The sequence below is a fragment of the Halioglobus maricola genome (genome assembly GCF_009388985.1).
GTDB classification, from domain to species: Bacteria; Pseudomonadota; Gammaproteobacteria; order Pseudomonadales; family Halieaceae; genus Halioglobus; species Halioglobus maricola.
In genome coordinates this window covers 2,699,437-2,722,875 of record NZ_CP036422.1, presented here as the reverse complement: position 1 = coordinate 2,722,875, position 23,439 = coordinate 2,699,437, and the positions used below count along the sequence as shown (strand labels likewise).

At 55.1% G+C, this 23,439-nt stretch carries 20 protein-coding genes; 11 read left to right on the top strand and 9 right to left on the bottom strand.

The window, feature by feature from the left end:
* Positions 1–3 precede the first annotated feature (3 nt).
* From EY643_RS12355 to merC, 8 genes are all read right to left on the bottom strand, one after another.
* Positions 4–1,671 carry an AMP-binding protein gene (locus EY643_RS12355; protein ID WP_153239529.1) on the bottom strand — a complete coding sequence of 556 codons (1,668 nt, stop codon included), beginning with the start codon at positions 1,669–1,671 and terminating at the stop codon, positions 4–6.
* A gap of 104 nt (positions 1,672–1,775) precedes the next feature.
* Positions 1,776–2,996, bottom strand: a complete 1,221-nt coding sequence (glcF, locus tag EY643_RS12350) for a glycolate oxidase subunit GlcF (protein ID WP_153239528.1) — start codon at positions 2,994–2,996, stop codon at positions 1,776–1,778.
* A 2-nt stretch (positions 2,997–2,998) separates the two neighbouring features.
* Positions 2,999–4,033: a glycolate oxidase subunit GlcE gene (gene glcE, locus EY643_RS12345; RefSeq protein ID WP_153239527.1), complete on the bottom strand. Its 1,035-nt coding sequence runs from the start codon at positions 4,031–4,033 to the stop codon at positions 2,999–3,001.
* Complete coding sequence (locus tag EY643_RS12340; RefSeq protein WP_153239526.1) at positions 4,026–5,486, bottom strand: FAD-linked oxidase C-terminal domain-containing protein; 1,461 nt, start codon at positions 5,484–5,486, stop codon at positions 4,026–4,028. The genes glcE and EY643_RS12340 overlap by 8 nt, the downstream gene beginning before the upstream one ends.
* A 38-nt stretch (positions 5,487–5,524) precedes the next feature.
* Complete coding sequence (locus EY643_RS12335; protein ID WP_153239525.1) at positions 5,525–6,631, bottom strand: EAL domain-containing protein; 1,107 nt, start codon at positions 6,629–6,631, stop codon at positions 5,525–5,527.
* A gap of 94 nt (positions 6,632–6,725) precedes the next feature.
* Complete coding sequence (locus tag EY643_RS12330; protein WP_153239524.1) at positions 6,726–9,833, bottom strand: InlB B-repeat-containing protein; 3,108 nt, start codon at positions 9,831–9,833, stop codon at positions 6,726–6,728.
* 476 nt (positions 9,834–10,309) lie between these two features.
* Positions 10,310–10,456, bottom strand: a complete 147-nt coding sequence (locus EY643_RS19855; protein WP_476729739.1) for a GDCCVxC domain-containing (seleno)protein — start codon at positions 10,454–10,456, stop codon at positions 10,310–10,312.
* A gap of 65 nt (positions 10,457–10,521) precedes the next feature.
* On the bottom strand, positions 10,522–10,926 hold the full coding sequence (gene merC, locus EY643_RS12325; RefSeq protein ID WP_153239523.1) for an organomercurial transporter MerC: 405 nt from the start codon (positions 10,924–10,926) through the stop codon (positions 10,522–10,524).
* A gap of 77 nt (positions 10,927–11,003) precedes the next feature.
* Between merC and EY643_RS12320 the strand changes: the two genes are divergently transcribed.
* The 11 genes from EY643_RS12320 (at position 11,004) to EY643_RS12270 (ending at position 22,639) form a co-directional block, all read left to right on the top strand.
* Positions 11,004–11,414, top strand: a complete 411-nt coding sequence (locus EY643_RS12320) for a MerR family transcriptional regulator (RefSeq protein ID WP_153239522.1) — start codon at positions 11,004–11,006, stop codon at positions 11,412–11,414.
* A 373-nt stretch (positions 11,415–11,787) separates the two neighbouring features.
* Positions 11,788–12,198: a hypothetical protein gene (locus tag EY643_RS19715; protein ID WP_153239521.1), complete on the top strand. Its 411-nt coding sequence runs from the start codon at positions 11,788–11,790 to the stop codon at positions 12,196–12,198.
* 191 nt (positions 12,199–12,389) lie between these two features.
* Complete coding sequence (locus EY643_RS12310) at positions 12,390–12,848, top strand: MerR family DNA-binding protein (protein WP_153239520.1); 459 nt, start codon at positions 12,390–12,392, stop codon at positions 12,846–12,848.
* Positions 12,832–15,117 carry a heavy metal translocating P-type ATPase gene (locus tag EY643_RS12305; RefSeq protein ID WP_153239519.1) on the top strand — a complete coding sequence of 762 codons (2,286 nt, stop codon included), beginning with the start codon at positions 12,832–12,834 and terminating at the stop codon, positions 15,115–15,117. Before EY643_RS12310 ends, EY643_RS12305 begins: the two co-directional genes overlap by 17 nt.
* 5 nt (positions 15,118–15,122) lie before the next feature.
* Entirely contained in the window at positions 15,123–15,482 is a 360-nt protein-coding gene (locus EY643_RS12300; protein WP_153239518.1) for a cupredoxin domain-containing protein, read from the top strand.
* 115 nt (positions 15,483–15,597) lie between these two features.
* Entirely contained in the window at positions 15,598–15,783 is a 186-nt protein-coding gene (locus tag EY643_RS19790) for a DUF2933 domain-containing protein (RefSeq protein ID WP_240732901.1), read from the top strand.
* Entirely contained in the window at positions 15,695–17,152 is a 1,458-nt protein-coding gene (locus tag EY643_RS12290) for a TolC family protein (RefSeq protein ID WP_240732690.1), read from the top strand. The genes EY643_RS19790 and EY643_RS12290 overlap by 89 nt, the downstream gene beginning before the upstream one ends.
* The gene (locus EY643_RS12285; protein ID WP_153239515.1) at positions 17,145–18,704 is read left to right on the top strand and encodes an efflux RND transporter periplasmic adaptor subunit; all 1,560 of its coding nucleotides are present in this window, start codon (positions 17,145–17,147) and stop codon (positions 18,702–18,704) included. Before EY643_RS12290 ends, EY643_RS12285 begins: the two co-directional genes overlap by 8 nt.
* Positions 18,697–21,891: an efflux RND transporter permease subunit gene (locus EY643_RS12280; protein ID WP_153241018.1), complete on the top strand. Its 3,195-nt coding sequence runs from the start codon at positions 18,697–18,699 to the stop codon at positions 21,889–21,891. The genes EY643_RS12285 and EY643_RS12280 overlap by 8 nt, the downstream gene beginning before the upstream one ends.
* Positions 21,888–22,379, top strand: a complete 492-nt coding sequence (locus EY643_RS12275; protein WP_153239514.1) for an ion channel — start codon at positions 21,888–21,890, stop codon at positions 22,377–22,379. Before EY643_RS12280 ends, EY643_RS12275 begins: the two co-directional genes overlap by 4 nt.
* Positions 22,376–22,639 carry a DUF5676 family membrane protein gene (locus tag EY643_RS12270; RefSeq protein WP_153239513.1) on the top strand — a complete coding sequence of 88 codons (264 nt, stop codon included), beginning with the start codon at positions 22,376–22,378 and terminating at the stop codon, positions 22,637–22,639. Before EY643_RS12275 ends, EY643_RS12270 begins: the two co-directional genes overlap by 4 nt.
* Positions 22,640–22,839: 200 nt before the next feature.
* On the opposite strand, the gene EY643_RS12265 is transcribed toward EY643_RS12270, so the two are convergent.
* The gene (locus EY643_RS12265; RefSeq protein ID WP_153239512.1) at positions 22,840–23,433 is read right to left on the bottom strand and encodes a methyltransferase family protein; all 594 of its coding nucleotides are present in this window, start codon (positions 23,431–23,433) and stop codon (positions 22,840–22,842) included.
* Positions 23,434–23,439 lie beyond the last annotated feature (6 nt).

Below are 23,439 nucleotides of genomic sequence, written 5' to 3'. Positions count from 1 at the left end.
GTTTTAGTCCTGCCAGACGACCTTGTCGCCACTCGCATACCATCCATCCAACAGCGGCTCGTAGGCTTCTTCGATCACGTTGCGCTTGATCTTGAGGGTGGGCGTGAGGAATTCGTTCTCCACCTGCCAGGGCTCGCGAATCACGGCGACAAACTGCAGTTGTTCGTAGTTTTCTACCTGACTGTTGACCTCCTTGATCAGTTTCTCAAAGTGCGTTGTGGCTTTCTCGCGAAACTGCGGATCGTCGAATTTGTCTCGCAGACCTTCAGCGAGTTGCAGGGTGGCATAACAAGCCGGGCGTCCGGGGCCCGACACACAAGATTGCTCGAGCCAGCCATCGGCGCTGAGCAGGTTTTCCAGCGGTACGGGCGCCACGTATTTGCCCTTGCTGGTTTTGAACAACTCCTTTACCCGGCCCGTAATACGCAGCAGACCGTCTTCATAGACGCCGCGGTCGCCGGTTTTGAAAAAGCCGTCTTCTGTCATTACTTCGGCGGTGAGTTCGGGGGCTTTGTAGTAGCCCATCATCAAACCGGGGGACTTCACCTCGATCTCGCCGACGTCGGATATGCGCGAAACCACGCCTTCGGCCGGATGACCCACCGTCCCTGGAGCACGCCCTCCCTCGGTGGACATGTGCGAGTATGCGAAGTCCTCGGTCATGCCGTAGCCTTCCATGATGGTCAGGCCCAACTTGTCGTACCAGCGAATCAGGTCCGCGGGGATCGGGGCGGAGCCACTGGCTGCCATGCGGACGCTGCCCAGGCCGAGACCGTCCAACACTTTTTTGCGAATAATGCCTTTTACCACGGGGATTTTGAGTAGCAGATTCAGTTTTTCTTCGGGGAATTTCTGGAAGACACCGGATTGAAATTTAAGCCAAAGGCGTGGCACGCTGATGAACAGTGTGGGTTTGGCCCGGTGCAAGTCCTGCAAGAATGTGTCCAGTTCCTCAGCGAAGAAAACGTGAACACCTTGATAGATTGAACCCGCTTCGACCAGTGCCCGCTCCATCACGTGAGCCAGCGGCAGGTAGGAGATGATGCGATCACTCTCGTTAATTTCGAGCACGCTGCCCTGCAGCGAGGCAGGCGCAGAAATCGACTGGAACGAGTGAGCGACTCCCTTGGGCCGGCCAGTACTGCCAGAGGTGTAGCAGATCAGTGCACGCTGATCTGCCGGCCATACCGGGACTTCGGTGATCGGCTCTTGCGCCGCAATGATGTCGTCCCACTTGGCATAGTCGTTCTCCGGTGCCAGGGGCAGGGCGATGCGGGGCATGTCTTCAGGGACGCCCTTTTTCATCGCTTCCCAGCCGTCCAGTTTGCCGACGAACAGGAGTTTTGACTCTGAATGGTCGAGAATATAATTCACGGTTTCGGCGTTCAGAGTGGGGTACAGGGCCACGGTACAGTGACCGGCCATCCAGATAGCCAACTCGGCGATGATGAAGTGAGCACAGTTCTTGGAAATCATCGCTATATTGCTATTGGCCGGCAGACCCAGGGTGTCGATATGCGCAGCCATGCGGCGCGCCTGGTCCATCGTCTCGCCCCAGGTGTACTCGGTGACCTGGCCGTTAATCGGTTGGGTCATGAATATCCGGTCTGGGTGTTTGCGTTCGCGCTCTACTGCAGCCTGAAGTACGAGAGTTTGAGTGTGCTCGCTCATTATTGTTAATCCTTCTCTGTGGAAGAGGGGTTAATACAGGAATCCGGGCTGACAGGCAATGTTGAGGTGCATCACCACGGTCGATATTGGTTATTCGCCGCCAGCTAAGGGGAGATCGCTTCGTCCAGAAGTTCAATCCAGTGTTGCACTGGCACTGTTGCCTCTTCTCCCAGATGCATCTGACAACCCACATTGGCCGTGGCGATAATCTCTGGTGTATCGCCGCACAGGGCCGTGAGTTTACGCTGCCTCAGGCGCTCGCTGGTGTCGGCCTGGAGAATGGAGTAGGTGCCGGCAGAACCGCAGCAGAGGTGGTCATCGCGGGTGACGACCAGTTCGAACCCGGCTCGGGAAAGAATGGCGCGCGTGGTGTCCGGCTGCTGTAATGCGTGCTGTTGGCTACAGGGAATGTGCAGGGCGATTCTGGCCTTTGTCGGTGTCGGCTGGAGTGTCTCGAGATCCTGTTCCAGCAGATAGGCCGCCAGGTCTCTGTGTAGCTCTGAAATGCGCTGCGCCTTTGCAGCGTAGTGCTTATCGTGGGCCAGCAGTTCACCGTATTCCTGCAGCAAGCTGCCACAACCTGTGGCGCTTGAGATCACGGCTTCAGCGCCTTTCTCTAGTTCCGGCCACCACGCATCGATGTTGCGGCGCATGTGTGCCAGGCCGTCTTGATGGGCGCCGAGATGATAGTCTACGGCGCCGCAACAACCCGCACCTGGGATTGCCTGCAGGCTTATCGAGAGGCGGTCCAGTACTCGCGCTGCGGCCGCATTGGTGGCCGGCGTGGCCGCTTTCTGGGCGCAGCCCTCCAGCACCAGGACTCTGCGGGTGTGTTGCTTCTGCGGGCGAGCGCCGGTGGTTTGGCGCGGCGGTACTTTGCGACCAAGTGCGCCGGGCAGGAGGGGCTTGAGAAGTTGGCCGACACGCAGCAGCGGGGTGAACAGCGCAGGTCGTGAAAGGACTCGTCGAAGAGCGGTGCGGAACACGCGCGAGGGCAATGAGCGCGGAGCCTCAGCTTCCATGAGGCCGCGCCCAAGGTCTGCCAGCGCGCCGTAGCGCATGCCAGAGGGGCATGTCGTTTCGCAACTGCGACAGGTGAGGCAGCGGTCCAGATGATGCCGCGTAATCTCTGAGGCCTCGCCTTCTTCCAGTAATTGCTTCACCAGATAGATCCGGCCGCGAGGGCTGTCGCGCTCATCTCCCGTATCCAGGTATGTTGGGCAGGTGGCCAGGCAGAACCCGCAGTGGACGCAGGCGCTGATAAGGTCGGCACCGCGGCGAGCGGTAGTGTTGTCCACGAAATCGTTGTGAAGTTCGACGTGCATGATTACATCCAGCTGTACAAGCGGCCCGGGTTGAATATGTTGCCCGGGTCGAAGGCCTGCTTCAGTTTGTGCTGCAGGCGTTGTTGTACTGGATCGAGTTCGCCGCGAACTTCAGCGCTGCGGTCGCCACCGGCGAACATCACGGCGTGACCGGCTTGTACCTGCGGTGCGGCCTGGCTGTGAGCCCAGCGCTGCTGGCCGGCCCAGTCTATGAGGCCGACGTCCGGCGTCAGTGCTTCTGTGGCGCTGGTAGATAGGCGCCACAGGGGCGAGGAGGCGCTGAAGAATGGCAGGGCCATATCGCGCAGATCAGCCCAGAATGCACCGGCGTTATCGAGTTGCTCACCGCCCCATTGTGCGGCCGTCGCCTGCACTGCCGAGGATGCGCCGGCAAGGCGGAGATAGAGCTGTCCGTCTAGCCAACAGGCCCCGGTCAGCGGTCGCGGCGCTGCGGCGCGTTCGCACATGGTCGCCAGAGCCTGCTGTGCGTCCACCTCGTAGCGCAGTGTCACACTGGCCTCCGGCAGTGGCAGTACTTTCACGGCCATATCAGTGATCAGCCCGAGGCAACCGAGTGCGCCTGCCTGAAGCCGGCTCGCGTCGTATCCCGCTACATTTTTCATGACTTTGCCGCCCAGGGCGAGATGTTCGGCACGGCCGTTGATCAGGCCGAGCCCCATGGTTGCGTCTCGCACAGAGCCAAACCACGGCCGTCCCGGGCCCGATAGATTGCAGGCAAGGGTCCCGCCCAGAGTGGCTTTGCCGCCGAAAGCCGGGGGCTCGAACGGTAACATTTGTCCTTCGCCAGCGAGCAATTCCGTCAGCTCTGCCAGCGTAGTGCCAGCCCGCGCACGCAGGACCAGCTCACCGGGTTCATAGTCGATCACGCCGCTGTGGCCGGAAATATCCAGTACATGAGCGTTGCAATCGCGGCCGACCGAGTTGGCTTTGGTGCCGCCTGCACGCAGGTATATCGGATTGCTGCGCTCGTGAGCTTCCGAGACCGCGTCCAGCAGATTTTGGGTCAGGTCAGCCATGATTGTGCTTTCCTGGTAGCGCGCGATATTCCTGGCAGCGCTTCAGAATAGGAATGCCTTTGCCGGGATTCAGTGTCAGCCGGGGATCGAAAGCGATTTTTATGTCTTCAAACAGGTGTAGTTCGGCCTCGCCGAACTGGGTTTGCATCTGATTGAGTTTCTCCAGGCCGACGCCGTGTTCACCGGTAATGGCGCCGCCGACGGCCACCGACAGATCGAGGATATCTGCCCCGAATTGCTCAGCACGCCGGATCTGCGCGGGATCGGAGCCGTCATACATGATCAGGGGGTGTAAGTTACCGTCGCCCGCGTGGAAGACATTCGCGACCCTCAGGTCATACTGCTCGGCTAACTGACTTATCTTTTCCAGTACGTGGGAGACCTGGCCCCTTGGGATGGTGCCATCCATGCAGTAGTAGTCTGGCGCCAACCTGCCCACTGCAGGAAAGGCTGATTTACGGCCTTTCCACAGTAACGCGCGCTCAGCCTCATCCTGTGATATCCGCAGGCTGGTGGCACCGTGGGCGCTGAATATATTGCTAACCTGCGCAATATGTTGATCGACTTCCTCCACCGTACCGTCAAGTTCGCACAGCAGCAGTGCCTCTGCATCGCGCGGGTAGCCTGCCTGGGCAAAATCCTCGGCAGCCTGTATGGCCAGTGCGTCCATCATCTCCAGGCCGGCGGGGATAATGCCCGCTGCAACCACGGCGCCTACCGCGTCACCGGCACTGCGCACCGAGTCGAAGCCCGCCAGCAGGACGCGCGCAAGCTCGGGTTGTGGCAGTAGTTTCACTGTGATCTCGACTGCGATACCGAGAAGTCCTTCGGAGCCAGTGATGACGGCCATCAGGTCCAGCCCCGGGCTGTCTAGCCCGGGGCTGCCGATCGTTACCCGCTCACCCTCAACGGTAAGCATCTCGATCGACAGCAGGTTGTGTGTGGTGAGGCCGTACTTGAGGCAGTGCACCCCGCCTGAATTCGCCGCCACGTTGCCGCCGATGGTGCAAGCGATCTGGGAGGAGGGGTCCGGCGCATAGTACAGGCCATATTTTGCCGCTGCCGCTGAGATAGCGAGATTGGTGACGCCCGGCTGGAGCGTCGCGGTGCGTGCCACTGGATCGATTTTGATAATACGGTTCAGTTTGGCGAGCCCGAGGAGCACGCCTTCGGGGTGGCCCATGGCGCCGGCTGTGAGGCCTGTTCCGGCGCCGCGTGCGACCACGGGTACTTCCAACGCGTGGCAACAGCGCAGTACGGCCTGGGCTTGGTCAACAGTTTCTGGCAGGGCGACAAATAGCGGCAATTCGCGGTAGAGAGAGAGTGCATCACACTCATAGGGGCGCTGGGCTTCCGTCTCTTCGATCAGCGAGTGCGCTGGTAGGATCGCCGCCAGGCGGTTGCGCAATTCATCAGCGGCAACAGCCTGTAGCTTGGGTTGAAGATTGTCCATGGGAGGGAATGTTAACAGCTATACAAGCAGAGCGTGTGTCAAAGCTTTCCTTGTTTTGGTTTGCCGTAGTAATAGCCCTGGATAAAGTCGAAGCCCATGTCGTGACAGGCCTGTGATTCGCCTGCTGTTTCCACGCCCTCGGCAATCGTTCTACTGCCCACTCTCTTGGCCATGTCCACAAACATGCGCACCATTTCCCTGCGTTTAGGTTCGGCCTGGTCGATATCGCGAATCAGGTTCATGTCGAACTTCAGGTAGTCGGCAGGTACTTCGATCAATTCCATCAATCGCGCCTGTCCCGCGCCAAAATCGTCGTAGGCAAGCCCTATGTCGAGGCGGCTGAGCTCGTCGCGCAGAATTTTCATCTGGGGGATGTCGGACACGGCTTTTTCGTGGATTTCCAATACCATAGGCATGGAGGGGTATTGCTCGCGAGACGCGCTAATCTGCTCGAGTAAGAGCGGAATGTTTCTGACTTCTTCGGGATGGATGTTGATAAAAAATGTGAGGTCGGTGTCGATCTGGGCAGCGACTTCAAGGCCATTGCTGCGAAACAGCTTGCTCAGCTCCAGCGCCAGCCCGGAAATGCTTTCGGCAATATGGAACAGTGGACCGGGAAAGGGAGACAGCTGCTCATGGGTACCGCGACCGAGTATTTCGTAGGCGTGAATGGCATTGCCTTGGGCGCACTCAACGATGGGCTGGAACGCTGGCTCCACCATTTTATGTTCCAGTAACTCTTGCAATTCACGAATGCCAACTGCCAGGTTCCTTGGCAGGGCGGGCATACTGGTGACGGTCATGTCACTGTTGGGGGCGTCTGTTGCTGCCTCGCCCCGGGCCCTGATCAAGCGGACTTCGAAGTCAGCAAAGTGAAGGACGTCACCGTGATGCAAACGCTGCTCTCCTTGAACGAGCTTGCGATTGATGTAGGTGCCGTTGGTGCTGTTTGTGTCGGTGAGGAAAATCTGGCCGCCGCGATTTTCCATGACCGCATGCAGGCGCGATGTTTTCCGGCTGGGCACGGTAAAGTGAATGCCGGGCTTGCGTCCGATCTGGAACGGGAACTGGTTTACAGCTACCCGGCCGAGAACGTCCAGGCCATTGAAATATCCTTCAATGAACCACTGATCTTCACTGCTCATGAACGATTTCGTACGTCCCACATAACCTAGTGGTCACCACCTTAAGAGAATTCGCAAAGAAAGCAATAGCTTCCTCGCGAAAAGCGGCGCTAGCTCACAGCTGCATTGGCGCCGTGCCCGGGGGGACACAGCTGAACGTGAAAGCGCGCCCAGGCTGTTTCGCCAGTTGTTTGATTTCGCCGATAGGCAACGGCAGGGAGGCAGGATTGCCGAAGTGGAAATAGCCATCCTCGCGGAGCATCGCGGCGCGCTGCTCCCCGCCCACCACACCATGGACGACCAGGTCGCACTCAGGGCGATCGCTTCCCGCGAGGGCGCGAGCTATCAGCAGATCAAGGCGCAGCGATGCCGCTGCATAGCGCCCAGTGCCGTCCAGTGTGATTTGTTGCCCCACGATGGGTGCCAGGTTGCTGTCCGATGCCATCACGAAGTCAATAATTGCAAAGCGGCGTTCAGTGTTGTTGAACAGGTTGAACTGTATTGCAGAGAAGAAGTTGTCGAGAGTGTCCATGGAGCCGTCATGCAGGTAGCCGAAACCACGGACCTGGTCTCCCTGATGCGGTGTGCCGCGCAGAATTGCACCTGGCGAAAGGCCAAACATGCCTACCTTGGTGTACAGGTTGCGGAAGTGAGGCACCTTGAAGTCCTCGGTAATGCCCGGGCCCTCATCGCTGACCTCGCCGCCGGTGCCGAACTGGTTCTGTCCAGGATTGAGGGTGTGGCAGTCATTGCATACAAGGTTGCCGCCGGTAGTGATTTCATTGAAATAAATCTGTTCGCCCAATTGCTGTGCCGGAGTGCGGCTATTGTCCAGTGCGCGCAGAGGGTTGGGCGGCGGCATCAGTGTGAGTGCGAAATCGGTAAAGGCCTGCAGGTCTGATTCATCGATTTCTTCTTCTCTACCCAGCAGGCCAACAAACGCCCCGCGGAATTCCTTGAAAGCGGCGGCTTCTACAGATTCGAGCTGACCATTGACTTCGACCCTGTTGGTGCCCGTGCGATCGCCGCGCCAGTGCATGGGGCCAGAGTCATTGATGCCGCGAAATGTCTGTGTGGTCATGGGGCCTTTCATCGGGTGAAAGGTAGCGCCCCCATCGGGGCGGCCTGTCGGGGTAAACGGCAGTGGATTGGACACGACCTCCTCGTTGGGGTTGCCGAGATCCCAGGCGAGGTGATCGGTGTCGCCGAAAATATGACAGGCGGCGCAGGACGTTGTGCCGTTGCTCGAGGTGAGCGTGGCGTCGTACAAAAACGGCCGGCCCTGACGGATGAGATCGGGCTCCGGGTTCTCCATCGCAGTGGTCGACGTGATACTGAGACCAGTGGTATCGACGGCCACAATGCTGTTGTTGTAGCGTGCGAGTACGTACAAATAGCGGCCGGCAGCATCCAGCGTTATCCCTGTAGGGCCGCCCCCGGGTATAGACACTGTTGCAGCCTGCTGCGCTTGATAATCCGCACTGAGAACATCGGCACTGATCGCGGCAACCTTATTGGACCCCATAGCAGCGATAAACACGCGCTCCCCATCCGGAGCTACTGCTATGCCCACCGGTTGAGCGAGACTTAGTGCTTTGTCAGCCGGATCAATGGCCTCGCCCTGGGGCAGGCTGTAATCGACGTGGGGGTTAAGATCTACTGGATTTACCTGACGCTCGCGATTGATCACGCTGATGCGACTGTCGGCGATATGCCCACGCACGGTGGTAGATATCGTGCCAGGGCCCTCAAAGCGCACCTCATTTCTGGCTTCCGTGTTGGTAACGTAGAGTTCCTGACGCACAGGATTGAAGGCCATGTTAAACAGTGTGGTGCCCACACCACTGACCCGGTTTATCTCTCGCGGGGTGCTGGCATTGGCGTTAATTTCGAAGACATCGTAGTCGGGCAGGGAAAGCCTGACGCGGTCACTCCAGTCAGTGCCGGCGTCGTCGCGCCATGCGGCGCCGTCGTATTTCACGATCAGGCCAGTGGCGGGTTGCCGGTCACCGTGGATGTCCGCTTGTGGCGCTGCTTTGCCGATATCAACCTCGGGGGACATGAGTAGCGATGTTGTCTGGTTGCCGGAGCTGAACACTGCTGCGTACACCCGGCTACCGGAATCATTGGTGGCCAGTGCGCGCGGCACATCGCCGAACAGGTTGACAATGGTCAGAGGCTCGCCGCCGGACATCAGATCATCTCTGCCCCGGTCGAATACCCAGACATCGGCCCGTGGCAGGCCGGGTGTGCGGTATTCCTCCAACGGGTATGGGGTGTTCTGTCCGCGCCGCGCGGTGGTGACGAAGGCGCGGTTGCCGCCGGGCCCGGCAAATACGATATCTCTAGGTTCATCACCCACTTGTAAGGTGCGCACGACCTGGGGAACTTCGGCGTCGAGATCGACAATACTGATGGAATCGGAAAGATGATTGACGACCCAGACTTCACTATTGTCGGGCGCCGCTACCGCGACAGGCTCCAGACCTACGGGCACTGAGTGTTGAAATTCAAGTTGGCCGCCACTCACGGCATAGATTTCCAGGGTATTGGCGGGTGTGTTGGTCGCAAAGAGCAAGTTGCCATCGGGGGACAGTGCCAGGGGGCGCACCTGGCCACTCTCGAAGTTGACGAATTCGGAGTTCGAGGTGAGGCTGCCGCTGAATATCGCCGCTGCGTTGCTGCGATCACTGCCGGTGACGAGCGTGCAGGTGGCCTGTTCGTTGCCGGCGCAGGCGCCTACCCAGCCGTTAAAGCGGTAGCCCGGGAGCGGGGTGGCCGTCAGTGTGATTTCGCTGCCGGCAGGGTAGCCCGCGGCACATTCGATACCGCAGCGCAGCCGGTTGTCCGAGGAGGTAATGACGCCCCCGGCGGCGGGCTGGAGTTCCAACACTGCCCCTTGCCCCGGTTGGAAGTGGGCGCGAACCTCGAGGTCTGCAGAGGTGGCACCGATGAGAAGCTCGCAATTCTGCGCCTCGCCGCTACAGGCACCGCTCCAGCCGACAAAGCGATGGCCGTTGTCTGCTGCTGCCACGAGAATTTCTGTTTCCGGTTCGGCGGATCCGTACCAGCCCTGGCAGGCACCCTGAGCCTCGCGGCACTCGATTTTTCCTGAGTCGGATTGAACTACCCCGTTGCCCTCGGTGCTCACGTCCAGGCGGCAGGCACTTAGCAAGAAAATGGGAACGAGGGTAAGTCTGGTCAGGGCGCTTTTTCTAGTCATGATTCTCGCTGCTAAATGTGTACGATCACCTGGCGTGTGCCTTGGTGATGGCGGTGCTCCCAGACGTCGTCCCCATTAGTGACAAAACATATGACGCTCGCTGAGGCCCCGCACCTGGTGGATTTGTGTGGACTCTGTTTTGTCATGTCGATATGTCCATAATTTGCGAATTTGGGGCAATTTCAAATGTCAGGTGATAAGGGGCTTAATCTTGGATGCCGCTTTGCATTATACGATGAGAGCGCTGCCTGGGCAGACTCTTATCATCTTCGAGCTAAACCGATATAGCGCTCACAAAGTGAGAAGCAGCTTTTGGTAAGGCGCTTTCCTTAACTAATTTGAGCCAAACATATCTCTTGCTGGGGTCGCCTGACACCGAGCGGCCTAAAAGTTGGCGGTTATCGCAGCTATGCGGTCACTACCCCATCTTACGAGTTTCCTGTTTTGATCTACAATCCATGGCCGGTCACTGAAAATTAGCCACAGCAGGAATCACCGGCTTGAATAGGCGGACACTTTACGCTTCCATAGGAGCAATACACGCAGCAGTCGCCGGAATTAGGTTTCAATAGTTCGTGACAGGATTCACATTCATAGAACCACTGACAGGCATCAGTAGGCATTATCTCAGTCTTCTTATGCCCGCAGGCAGGGCAAGTAATCTCTGAGTTCAGCATCGGCTTAGCCATTATCCCGCAGCCGGTAACGAGCAGACTGCTTTCGGGGGGCAGATCTGGTCGGCAAACGATACCACCAACATCAAGACCAGTGCGCCATAGAACAAGTATGTGCTCCACCCGTACTGCCACAGTGGGTAGAGAGTGGCCAGTATCGCTATCGGCCCTGAAACTGACAATATACCTCTCCAGTGTATCCGGTGCTGGTACCAGCCATAGGCATTGACCGTCAGCGCGAGGCCAGCAAATGCGGGCAGTAGCCTGTTTATAGCAACTCCCTCCAACTGGCTGAGAAAACCAAGGCCCAAGGCTGCGGCAAGCGTGCCCAAGGCGGGGAAGCAGGCAGCACAGCTAAGTGCGGCTATTATCACACCTCCAACGCCAATCTTATCGATATATCGAACTAATCGAGCCATTTTCGTTTCGCACCTAATTGACGACAAACAATATGCGGACTATAAATCCTGTAGTAACTACAGGTTCAAGCTCCAATATGCCGAAACTTTCTGGTACATACTCCCGAGGACAACTGGCCGAAGTAACCGGAGTTAAAAGCGAAACTGTCCGCTATTACGAGAAGTGCGGACTGCTGGCCGTGACTGCCAGAAGTGCAGGAGGCCATCGAATTTATTCAGAGGGTCACGTAAAAAGACTTCAATTTATTCGACGCTGCCGAGAGTTAGGGTTCTCTTTAGGAGAGATCGAAGGTTTGCTAGAACTAGATAGCGGCGAGGACAAAACTTGTGAGCAAGTTCGTCATACCACGGCAGTCCACCTAAAGGACGTGCAGGAAAAAATATCAGACCTGAAAAAAATGGAAGCTACACTGGCTGTGTTAATCAGTCAGTGCGACGATCTTTCATCACCTATATGTCCAATTATCGAAGCCCTGTCTGAAAACTAGAAATTTTACTTTCACAGACCCGGATAGCGGGGCACTTTCTGCCGGTAGTGCTCGTAGTCGGCCGCGTGTTTGTTCACCAGGTACCGTTCTTCCCCAAGGGTCATGGTGTGTACCATCCCGAAATCAATTGCAGGCAGCACCAGTGGTATAGTGCTTTGGTGGCCGCATTTACTTGAATCTTGGCCGGGGGCCGTGTTGGACAATTCTTGCCAGTCGTTCGTACCGTTTACCAATGGGTCGTGATAATGCCGAGCTAACCCTTGATCGTGGTCAAGGAACTTGGAGTCTGGTTGAGAGTCTGAGTGTACTGCTGCGGTTCTGGCTTGCTTCAATTGCACTAATTGTGATTATACTGGAAGAGAAGAGGAAAACTATGCTGCACAAGATCGTAATAGCGCTGATGATTTGGGGGTTGATTCTTCAACCTCTGAGAGCTGCTGTTCCCGATCTAATGCCTGTAGACGGTTCTTCTACAGCAGTGGTCGTTGATAGCGATAACACTTTGGCTGCCGCTCACCATGCCATGAGCGACAATAGCGCCTCTGTATCCCCCTGCCATGACATGGTCGATGAAGTTTCAAATTCATCGTTGGATTGTGCCGATTGTGATGATGGATGTGCGACTGGTGCATGTGCTTCATCCTGCTCGGTTAGCAGTCCGGCAATTGCTAACCAGGCCCTGACAAAAATCGTGGGTCGTGCACCTGCTCGAGTTGCTGCAACGAGTGACGCACTCCTACAAGGCCTCCTTACACGTATTTTTCATCCCCCGAAACACGCTTGATCCCTCTTTGAGCGTGCCCCCGCGCTCTCCCGCAAAAACTTTTTTGGGTTAGACCATTGACCTAGGTGTTACTCCTAGGTTGTACGATAAATCCGATTAAGAATCGAATTTCTGAGCGCGAGCCATTTGATCTGTAAATGGTCGCAAGTCCCGCAGCTGATGCTCGTGCTCATACAAGAAAGATATACGCAATGAGAACGGTCACCGTCGTCGCTAGACATTATGGGGTCAGTCCGGACGCTGTCCGGCACTACACCAAGCTAGGGCTGCTCAATCCTTTGCGCAGTGAAATCAATGGTTATCGCTATTTCGATATTGCCGAAGCAAACAAGCTCGGCTTCATCCTGTCGGCCAAGAAACTAGGCTTCAGCCTAAAGGAAATCGGACAAATACTTGTTACCGCCGATCATGGCGATACGCCGTGTCCACTCGTTCGAGAGCTGATTCAACGAAGACTTGGCGAGATCAGGGAAGAGATTGCCGAGTCGCAACGCCTAGCAAATCGCCTAGAACTCGCCTGTGATAGATGGCGCGAGCTACCAGACCGAATGCCATCGGGAGACTCGATCTGTCACCTCATAGAGACCTGGCAGGCTGGTGTAATCGACCCCGAGATAAAGCCAGAGGACCGTGATGAAAAACCCCAGTGAACAAACATTGCAGCGGGCTGACGCGCCCAACACTCTAACGGTGTTCTTGAGTGTCCCGGATGCGTCGTGCGCGAGTTGCGTAGACAAGATTGAACGTGCCCTCACTGGACTGGAGGATGTTCAGGAAGCCGCGATGAACCTCGCGCAGCGAAGTGTGACTGTGACCGGCTCTGCAGAAGTAACCAGATTAATCGAAGCGATCGAATATGCCGGTTACACAGCGAAGGTGGCGGGTGACCCCTCGGACCCAGAGGCTCTGGATGAGCAGGAGAAATCTGACAAAGCCTACTATCGCAGATTAATGCGCGAAACCTGGGTTGCTCTAGCTCTGGGCGCTCCGCTCATGATCTACGGTCTCTTTATCGGTGAGATGACAGTCAATACTCCAGTCGAGCGCTCCGTCTGGCTTGGCGTAGGGCTTGCAACGCTTGGCGTTATGTACTGGGCAGGAAAACACTTCTACGTAGGAGCATGGAAGTCGCTCCTCAATCACTCGGCAAATATGGACACCCTCATCGCGTTAGGAACAGGCACGGCCTGGATCTACTCCATGTTTGTCGTGGTATTTCCGGCTACGGTGCCAGAGATGGCCAGGCACGTCTACTTCGAGGCGACGGCCATGATTATCGGACTAATCAATCTTGGACTAGCGCTAGAGTTTCGCGCCAGAGGCAAGACATCCCTTGCGATCAAGCGCCTTATTGGCCTGCAGCCCAAGCTCGCACGCGTTCTTCGCGATGGAGAGGAAATCGATATAGCGATTGAGAGGGTTGTTCTGGGTGATCAATTGCGGCTGCGCCCAGGCGACAAGCTACCGGTAGATGGTGTGGTGCTCGAGGGCCACACATCGGTCGATGAGTCCATGCTAACGGGCGAACCGATGCCGATAGAAAAACAACCCGGCGACACCGTAGTAGCGGGAACCATAAACAAGAGCGGCTCTGTGGTCTTCGAAGCGACAAAGGTGGGCAAAGATACGGCCCTGGCTCAAATCATCCAGATGGTAAAACGGGCCCAGAATTCCAAGCCGCCAATTGGGCGACTAGCTGATGTTATTTCGGCCTATTTTGTTCCCGCAGTCATGATCATCGCCGTTGTTAGCGCCCTGGCTTGGCTTAATTTCGGCCCAGATCCCCGATTGGCCTTCGCGATTGTCTGCGCGACGACTGTCTTAATCATTGCCTGCCCTTGTGCACTGGGACTAGCCACACCTATGTCCGTCATGGTGGGTGTGGGTAAGGCTGCCGAAGCAGGCGTTCTAATCCGCAATGGAGAAGCTCTGCAGACAGCCTCGAAGCTTTCGGCGATGGTGTTGGATAAAACCGGCACGATTACGCTCGGACAGCCAAAAGTCACAGAGATCGTGCTCGTTGATGGCGGGCTCGAAGAGGATGTTCTATCCCTGGCGGCAAGTCTGGAATCGGGCTCGGAGCATCCGCTGGCCCAATCGATTGTAGAGTCCGCTAAAGAACGCGGCATCTCCGTAGAACAAGTCGAATCATTTAGCGCAATAGCTGGACATGGCGTGAGCGGAACAGTAGGTGAGCATGATCTTCTTTTCGGCAACGAACGTTTAATGGACAAGCACGGAATCTCACTTGGGGACTATGTAGCCAAGAGCCAAGCTATGGCGGCGCGTGCCCAGACGCCAATGTATTTTAGCATCGATGGGAAGCTCGCAGCGATCATCGCGGTGGAAGACCCGATCAAAGAGGACTCCATATTAGCCATCAATCGTCTCAAAGAGGACGGTATACGTATCGTTATGCTGACCGGCGACAATCGGGAAACGGCCAAAGCCGTTGCTGCGCGCGTGGGGATTGATGAGTATTACGCGGAAGTGTTACCAGGTCAGAAGTCGGAAAAAATATCGGAGCTGCAAGCGAGTGGCGAAATCGTCGGTATGACGGGAGATGGTATCAATGATGCGCCCGCGCTTGCGTTAGCCAATGTGGGCTTTGCGGTCGGCACGGGGACTGATGTGGCGATCGAAAGCGCAGATATCACTTTAATGCGCGGGTCACTGCATGGTCTTGCGGACGCCATAGAAGTCAGCAGAGCCACCATGACCAACATTAAGCAGAATCTTGTAGGTGCATTTATCTATAACGCAGCCGGAGTCCCGGTTGCGGCAGGTGTCTTGTACCCGTTTATTGGCATTCTCTTGAATCCCGTTATTGCCGGAGCAGCAATGGCGTTCTCGTCTCTTACGGTAGTCACTAATGCCAACCGGCTTCGACTTTTCAAAGCCAATGAAACTGAGGGGTAACTAGGATGCTTGCAATAAATATAGCTGGACTGCTCCTAATCGCACTAATCGTATGGTGGTTTTGGCTGTACAAATCTGAATCGGACACTAAAAGTGGCGGTGATGCGGTAATCCATGTTGCAAATGGCATCTACGATCCTGCGCACATATCCATCACTTCCGGCCAGCCCTCAACGCTGCGATTTCTACGAATGGATGAGTCCCCGTGCGCGGCTGTAGTTGTCTTCGCTGATCTAGATATTAGCCAGGAATTGACAGTGGGTGAGGTGTCTGAAGTTGCTTTGCCTGCTCTGCCGCCTGGTAAGTACCCATTTACGTGCCAGATGCAAATGTATCGGGGCGATCTAACTGTGAAGGAGGTGTGATATGAACATAACTGAGAATGAACCAAAGCAATGGCTAACGACTAGAAATATCGCCATCACCTCGATTGGCGGCGCGGTGCTCTACTACTTGTGGGTCGAGCACCACACGCATCTCATCCACTTTCTCCCCTACGCCATTTTTATCCTGTGTCCCTTCGTTCACATCTTTATGCACGGTGGCCATTCGCACGTGCGTCATTGGAATGACACCCGTGTCGCTGCTGATCATGAAGATTCAAAGGCGCCATCGACAGGTGATGAGATCGACTCTCACCGAGCAAAACAAGAAAGGAACAACTAGCATGGCCTGCCTCTTATCCAACAAACTCGCTCGATTTTCCATAGGTAGTCGAGCGCGCGCCTCACGAGGTCGAGCACTGTTTCGGTTGCTGATGTTTTGCCTCGTGGTGAACCAGTCGACAAACGCCCTTGCTTCGGAGGCCAGGGCAACGGAATCACGTCTGACGGCGCGGGCGGCGGTGTTGGTTGCGCTCGACGACAATCCTAGCCTGGCTGCAATGCAGCATCGCTACGAGGCGCTGCAGGAAGTGCCCAGCCAGGTTGGCAGCCTGCCAGACCCGATGGTCAATATAAATGCGATGAATTTTCCAACTGACAGTTTTGATCGGGACCAGGAGGGCATGACGCAACTGCAGTTAGGGTTTAGCCAGGTATTCCCTTTCCCCGGAAAGCTGGATCTCAAAGAGGAAGCTGCGACGTTTGATGCGATTGCTGCTGGCTACTCTGTGGACGAAATGAGAGTGCGGCTCGCCAACTCCGTAAGAACAACGTGGTGGCAGATACATTATCTCGATCGCGCATTGGAGACGCTGGAAAAGAATAAGGAGCTACTGCGCCAGTTTATTGCGGTGGCGAAAACGAAGTACGAGACAGGTAAGGGACTACAGCAGGACATTCTTCTTGCACAGCTAGAACTGTCCAAATTTATTGATCAGGGCATCAAACTGGAGGCTTTGAGAAAACACCAGTCGATCCAACTCAATACGCTAATGGATAGGCCGGCCAGCAATAATGTAGTGCTCGCCGTGATTGACCCCACAGCAATGCCGGACATCCTCAGCGAAACGGAACTCTTTGAGATCGCAGATGAGGCCAGACCGACGCTTAAACAAAAGGAGACCCAAGTAGAAGCGGCTCAATCACGGCTCGAGCTTGCGAAGAAAGACAGATATCCGGATTTCAAGCTAGGAGTGATGTATGGAGAGCGGACTGGTGACAATCCACCCTTCATGGGTGGATCACGAGCGGATCTTCTCTCGGTGATGATTGGGGCCAAGATACCGATTTATTCAGGCCGCAAACAGTCACGGGCGATCTCTCAAAAAACCGCAGAGCTCGCGAAGAATCGTTATGCACTAATTGATGAAAAAGGTGTCGTGAGAGCCGCCATTGCGGCTGCCACCACCGACTATCAAAGAGCGCAAGAGCAGAACAAATTGTTCAGTAAGGGGATCATTCCACAAGCCGAACAAACGGTTCAATCCATGCTGGCTGCCTATCAGGTTAGTGAAGTCGATTTTCTCAATTTGGTTCGCAGTCAAATGACATTGTTCAACTATGAGCTTCGGTATTGGAAATCAGTTAGTGAAGCAAACCAGGCGTTATCGCGTCTAGAAGCCGCAGTAGGAAAGGGGTCCATCTATGAGTAAAGCAACAATTATTGCAGGGGTCATCATGCTTGGCCTCGGGCTGGCAGGAGGCTATTGGCTGTCCCAGAACATCGGAGGCAGCATGGTTGCTGAAGTCAGTGACTCTGAGCCGCTTTACTACCGTAATCCGATGAACCCCAGCGTCACCTCGCCGGTCCCTGCCCAAGATTCTATGGGTATGGACTATATCCCGGTCTACGCTGAGGAGAAAAGCACACCGAGCGAGCGCAAGATATTGTATTACCGAAACCCGATGAATCCATCGGTCACTTCGCCTACTCCGATGAAGGATTCTATGGGTATGGATTATGTACCTGTGTATGCCGAAGGTGAAAGTGGCGATGTTGTTGGTACGGTCAAGATTGATCCTGTGGTGGTGCAAAATATCGGTGTTCGCACCGCTATTGCGAAATCTGAATCCATTAGCCGAACAATAAGAACCGTTGGCCGCGTTGATTTCAATGAAGAACGGATGGCGCGCCTTCATCCAAAGGTGCAAGGCTGGATTGAGGAGCTGTACATTGATAAGACCGGAGAGACTGTTGTTTCGGACGATATTTTACTCAGTATTTACTCTCCGCAGTTGGTGTCAACCCAACAGGAATATCTGCTGGCGCTGAACAATTTGGCTGCACTTGGCGAGAGCCCATTTGAGGAGATCCGCCATGGAGCGGAGAACCTCGCAAAGAGTTCACGAGAGCGGTTGCAGTTTTTGGATGTACCTGAGCATCAGATCCGAGAGCTTGAAAAAAGCCGCGAGATCAAGAAAAACATACACATTCATTCGCCTGTAGATGGAACGGTGCTGCGGATTGGTGTGCGACAGGGCCAACATGTAACGCCCCAGCAAGAGCTCTACATGCTGGCAGACTTGAGGGAAGTGTGGGTGTTGGCGGACATTTACGAGAATGAGATTCCGTGGGTAAATGTCGGCGATGACGTCGAAATGACCCTAACGTCTGTGCCCGGTAAAACCTTCACAGGTGAAGTGGCTTACATCTATCCCTATTCGGAAGCCAAGACCCGGACCACCAAAGTCAGGCTGGTGTTTGACAACCCTGATCTATTGCTACGACCCGATATGTTCTCCGAGGTGAAAATACTATCTGATACGCGTACGAACTCCATAGTCGTGCCATCAGAGGCGGTAGTGCGCTCTGGAGGCAATCCGCAGGTGTTTGTTGTGAGGGAGCCCGGAAAGTTTGAGCCAAGGGTCGTTACGCTAGGCGTGGAGTCAGGCGGCCGCATCGAGGTTCTTGACGGTGTTAGTGATGGAGAGGAGGTGGTGACATCCGCTCAGTTTCTTGTTGATTCAGAATCAAAGCTGCGCGAGGCCACCGCCAAAATGATGGAAGCACTTAAAGGCGGCGATCCACAAACCGACGCTGATCACTCTGCTCACTCAGGTGGTCATGAAGGTATCGATGGTAGTGATTCCGATATGTCCGGGGCGGGACATGGCGACTCTCATAGCGATATGGGGCATGAGATGAGTGATGAACCAGACCACGGGATGGGCGAAGACGCTCAAGGAGGCATGGTTCATGATTAAGGCCATCATCAATGCCTCCTTGCGTGACCGATTTATGGTCCTGGTGGCAACCTTCATCATCGGGGCGGTCGGCATCTTTGCCTATAAGAACGTTCCGCTGGATGCTATTCCGGATTTGTCAGATGTACAGGTCATTATCTTCACCGAATATCCCGGCCAGTCGCCACAGGTTGTGGAGGATCAGGTCACCTACCCACTGACGACCTCGATGCTTGCCGTTCCTGATACGAAAGTCGTACGAGGTTATTCATTTTTCGGGTTGTCGTTTGTCTACATCATCTTTGAAGATGGGACGGATATGTACTGGGCGCGATCCCGTGTCCTGGAGTCCATTAACTACGTCAGCGGTCGACTGCCCCAGGGCGTTACGCCTACGCTAGGTCCCGATGCGACGGGTGTGGGTTGGATCTACGAATACGCGCTTGTCGATAGAACGGGAAAACACGACCTGGCGGAGCTTCGCTCCTTGCAGGATTGGTATCTTCGATATCCACTACAAACGGTAAACGGCGTTTCTGAAGTCGCGTCTGTTGGCGGTTTCGTAAAGCAGTATCAGGTTGAAGTCGATCCGAACGCGCTGCTTCGCTACAACATCCCGCTCGACAAAGTGAGGATGGCAATCAAGATGTCCAATAAGGATGTCGGTGGTCGCCTCGTGGAGATGGCTGAGACCGAGTATATGGTCCGAGGACTGGGCTATATACAGTCTATTGATGATCTCAATTCGATACCGGTCTCGGTTGATCAAAATGGCACGCCAATCAGGCTCCGCGACGTCGCGAACGTTCAGATCGGCCCCGAGCTTCGTCGCGGACTTGTGGATCTCAATGGAGAGGGCGAGGTTGCAGGCGGCGTTGTCATTATGCGCTTCGGCGAGAATGCGCTGGCTACGATTCAAGCGGTGCGGGCGAAACTCGAGGATCTTAAAGCAGGACTGCCCGAAGGCGTTGAGATCGTTCCGGTCTATGACCGTGGTGATTTGATTGAGCGCGCAGTAGACAGTCTGAACACATCACTTGCACAGGAACTAGTTATCGTGAGCATCGTGGTGATTCTATTCCTACTGCATGCTCGCTCGGCGTTTGTGGTTATCATCACGCTGCCATTGGGCGTTCTCATGGCCTTTATCGTTATGCGCATTCAGGGGCTCAACGCCAATATTATGTCGCTCGGTGGTATTGCAATCACTATTGGCACCATGGTGGACGGTGCCATCGTGATGGTGGAGAACGCGCACAGCAGGTTAGCTATCGCCCGAGACGCCAAGGGTAGTGATCTCACGATTGACGAGCGTTGGAAAACCATCGGCGAATCTTGCCAGGAGGTCGGGCCAGCTCTCTTTTTCTCACTTCTCGTGATTACCGTATCGTTCCTCCCCATTTTTACGATGCAAGCGCAAGAAGGGAGGCTTTTCAGTCCATTGGCTTTCACCGCGACCTATGCAATGGCCGCTTCGGCAATACTGGCCATCACATTAGTGCCAGTAATGATGGGCTACTTCCTTCGAGGCAAGATTATTGCGGAACAAAAGAACCCACTGAATCGCGCACTTCACGCACTCCACCGGCCTGCTTTGAAAATGGCGATGCGCTGGAGGGTAGTGACAGTCGTGTGTGCTGTGGCGCTTCTAGGCGCTACCTACTATCCCTATTCCAAGCTGGGCAGTGAGTTCATGCCACCACTCGATGAGGGCGACATTCTCTATATGCCGACTACATTCCCCGGCATATCAATTACCAAGGCAAAGGAGTTACTCCAGCAAACCGATAAGATTCTTGCGACCTTCCCCGAGGTCCATCATGTCTTCGGCAAGGTTGGCCGCGCGGAAACAGCGACCGACTCTGCTCCACTAGCAATGATTGAGACCACTGTCCGATTGAAGCCGAAGGATGAATGGCCCGATCCAGGTAAAACGACAAAGGAGCTCATGAGCGAGATGGATGCCGCGATTCAGTTTCCGGGTCTTGCTAATGCATGGACTATGCCGATCAAGACACGTATCGACATGCTCTCCACCGGTATCAAGACCCCCATTGGCATCAAAGTATCGGGACCGGATCTTAATGTCCTGCAGGAGGTTTCGCAGGATATAGAACAGGCGATGAAAACCCTTCCTGAAACGACCTCTGCGTTCGGGGATCGCGCGGTTGGTGGCTACTACCTAGATTTTGACATCAATCGGGAAAGCGCAGCGCGCTATGGACTCACGGTGGGCGCGGTCCAAAACGTCATTCAGAGCGCCATCGGTGGTATGAATATTACTGAGACAGTGGAGGGATTGGAGCGCTATCCCGTGAATCTTCGCTATCCCAGAGAGCTCCGGGATGATCTGGAGACTCTGAAACGCGTCATCATACCCACGCCAACGGGTGCGCAAATACCGCTCGCGCTAGTGACCGAGATCAACTACACAAGAGGTCCGCCGGTCATCAAGAGTGAGGATGCCAGGCCCAATGCGTGGATCTATGTCGATATCTCAACATCAGATATTGGTGGCTTCGTGAACAAGGCCAAAGAGGCCATAAACCAGCAAGTGAAGATTCCATCTGGGTATACACTAACGTGGTCCGGCCAGTTCGAGTACATGGAAAGGGCCGCTAAGCGACTTAGCATTGTCGCGCCTGCAACACTCTTCATTATCTTCCTGCTTCTGTACTTCAACTTCCGGAATGTGGTTGAGCCCGTCGTAGTGATGATGTCAATTCCCTTCGGGTTGATAGGGGGAATCTGGCTTATCTACTTCAACGACTACAACATGTCGGTTGCCGTAGCTGTTGGATTTATTGCGCTAGCGGGCATGGCGGCAGAGATTGGCGTACTGGTACTGAGCTTTATCGACACAGAGATGGCTCAGCGCAGAAGCGAGAGTGACAGGCGACTTACGCTGGAAGAGGTTCGAGACGCTGTGCTGAGCGCGACCTCAAAGCGTGTCAGGCCAGTCGCGATGACGGCGATTTCCACGATGGCCGGTTTAATCCCAATCATGCTGAGTAGTGGCACAGGATCAGATGTCACCCATCGGATTGCCGCGCCTATGCTCGGTGGAATGCTGACGGTAATGATTCTCAATCTGCTAGTGCTGCCGGTGATCTATAGCTTTGTCCTCCAGTTTCAGGAGGAGGGACGTATTCTGGCCGATAGCTCTGACGCACCTTCTGCAGATCGGCCCGCAGGTGCGGCTTCATGATTATTGCGATTGCGCTAGCATTCGGGCTCGTCGCCTTGACCTTCCTCTTTCACTACCGGGCGTTACTTTGGCTGGGATTAAGAGCTACCCGGTTCGGAATTTCTACACAGGCAAAAGTGCTATTTATCGTTGTGACACTCTTTCTTGTGCATATAGCCGAGATCGGGATGTATGCGATTACCTACGGTTTCTCTGTGTCGGTGCTTGAGCTTGGCGTGTTTCAAGGTGCCTTGGTCACGGATGCGATGAGCTATCTCTACTACTCAGGCGTGATCTATACGACGCTAGGTTTGGGAGATATTGAGCCACAGGGACACATCCGCTTCATCACTGCGATGGAGGCACTGAACGGGTTCCTACTCATCACATGGTCGGCTTCGTTTACCTTCCTGGCGATGGGTCGCTTGTGGCCATGGGAGAAGCAATGTGATCAATCGAGTCAGTATGTGGACTCAACACTAATTACCGATAGAGGAGAAAGAAAATGATCAAGACGAAGGCGTTTTCTGCGGCGAGCGCTGTAACAGCCGCAATACTATGGATCGGGTGCAGCGCGCTGGTTGCCGTCCTTCCTGAAGCTATGTGGAAAATGACAGCGCAGATGCTTCATGTTGAGCTTTCCGAGGTGAGCTGGGCAATGGACTGGTCTGGGTTCTTTTCAGGCCTATTGAGCTGGAGTGTGCTGGCGGCTTTGGCGGGTGCGTTATTGGCGTTAGTTTACAATCAACTATCGGGGCCAGATGCTTAGAAACAACGAGAAACGAGCTCCACGTTCACCACTGGGATTACTACCCCTTTTGTGGAACCACTGGCAAGATATCCAGAACTACCAGATGAATATGTGCTGGAGTAGTAACTTTTAGTCGCCTGGCTAAAGAGATGGGAGCCTTTCACTTAAGGCTTGGCAGAAAAGCAATAGAAATTTCAAGAATGCATCTTGATTTACGCCTAGGACATTTTCGCCTTACGTAGCTTCAGGTTCATGTAGCGTGGCACACGGTTCCGGTAGCGCTCATAGTCGGCCGCATGTTTGTTCACCAGGTACCGCTCTTCCCGGAGGATCATGGTGTGTACCATCCCGAAACCAATTACAGATAGCGCCAGTAGTAGAATGCTTTGGAGTAATGTGGTGTATGCGGCGAACATTAGCAAATAAGCGAGAAAATAGGGATTTCTGCTGAAGCTGTATACTCCCGTCTCTATCAGTTCGGTCTCCTGCTCCTCGATGACTCCCACGCGCCAGGAGTCGCCAAGATCATTCAGTGACGCGGCGGCAATGCCTAAGCTCGCTAGCATGAACAGCCCGGCAATGGCTTGCGCTGCGCCACCCGTAGAGCCAGTGGCCCGATGTGAATCCGGGTCCAGGGACAACCAGAGTGCGACGCCGATGAAGATCACGAAGAACGCAATGGACAGGTTGGCCTCCAGGTTGTAGCCCCTGATGGGCTGCTGGAGTCTGTGCCGAAGCAGGATATTCTTTGCCAGAAACATGCCCTGAAATAGTACTTGGTGCAGCAATATGAGCCAGGTGTCCAATGTCATGATAGC

What these genes read in the sequence shown, in the direction of transcription:
- EY643_RS12355 (WP_153239529.1), bottom strand. Translation starts at nt 1,671, where the DNA reads ATGAGCGAGCACACTCAAACTCTCGTACTTCAGGCTGCAGTAGAGCGC.
- glcF (WP_153239528.1), bottom strand. Translation starts at nt 2,996, where the DNA reads ATGCACGTCGAACTTCACAACGATTTCGTGGACAACACTACCGCTCGC.
- glcE (WP_153239527.1), bottom strand. Translation starts at nt 4,033, where the DNA reads ATGGCTGACCTGACCCAAAATCTGCTGGACGCGGTCTCGGAAGCTCAC.
- EY643_RS12340 (WP_153239526.1), bottom strand. Translation starts at nt 5,486, where the DNA reads ATGGACAATCTTCAACCCAAGCTACAGGCTGTTGCCGCTGATGAATTG.
- EY643_RS12335 (WP_153239525.1), bottom strand. Translation starts at nt 6,631, where the DNA reads ATGAGCAGTGAAGATCAGTGGTTCATTGAAGGATATTTCAATGGCCTG.
- EY643_RS12330 (WP_153239524.1), bottom strand. Translation starts at nt 9,833, where the DNA reads ATGACTAGAAAAAGCGCCCTGACCAGACTTACCCTCGTTCCCATTTTC.
- EY643_RS19855 (WP_476729739.1), bottom strand. Translation starts at nt 10,456, where the DNA reads ATGCCTACTGATGCCTGTCAGTGGTTCTATGAATGTGAATCCTGTCAC.
- merC (WP_153239523.1), bottom strand. Translation starts at nt 10,926, where the DNA reads ATGGCTCGATTAGTTCGATATATCGATAAGATTGGCGTTGGAGGTGTG.
- EY643_RS12320 (WP_153239522.1), top strand. Translation starts at nt 11,004, where the DNA reads ATGCCGAAACTTTCTGGTACATACTCCCGAGGACAACTGGCCGAAGTA.
- EY643_RS19715 (WP_153239521.1), top strand. Translation starts at nt 11,788, where the DNA reads ATGCTGCACAAGATCGTAATAGCGCTGATGATTTGGGGGTTGATTCTT.
- EY643_RS12310 (WP_153239520.1), top strand. Translation starts at nt 12,390, where the DNA reads ATGAGAACGGTCACCGTCGTCGCTAGACATTATGGGGTCAGTCCGGAC.
- EY643_RS12305 (WP_153239519.1), top strand. Translation starts at nt 12,832, where the DNA reads ATGAAAAACCCCAGTGAACAAACATTGCAGCGGGCTGACGCGCCCAAC.
- EY643_RS12300 (WP_153239518.1), top strand. Translation starts at nt 15,123, where the DNA reads ATGCTTGCAATAAATATAGCTGGACTGCTCCTAATCGCACTAATCGTA.
- EY643_RS12285 (WP_153239515.1), top strand. Translation starts at nt 17,145, where the DNA reads ATGAGTAAAGCAACAATTATTGCAGGGGTCATCATGCTTGGCCTCGGG.
- EY643_RS12280 (WP_153241018.1), top strand. Translation starts at nt 18,697, where the DNA reads ATGATTAAGGCCATCATCAATGCCTCCTTGCGTGACCGATTTATGGTC.
- EY643_RS12275 (WP_153239514.1), top strand. Translation starts at nt 21,888, where the DNA reads ATGATTATTGCGATTGCGCTAGCATTCGGGCTCGTCGCCTTGACCTTC.
- EY643_RS12270 (WP_153239513.1), top strand. Translation starts at nt 22,376, where the DNA reads ATGATCAAGACGAAGGCGTTTTCTGCGGCGAGCGCTGTAACAGCCGCA.
- EY643_RS12265 (WP_153239512.1), bottom strand. Translation starts at nt 23,433, where the DNA reads ATGACATTGGACACCTGGCTCATATTGCTGCACCAAGTACTATTTCAG.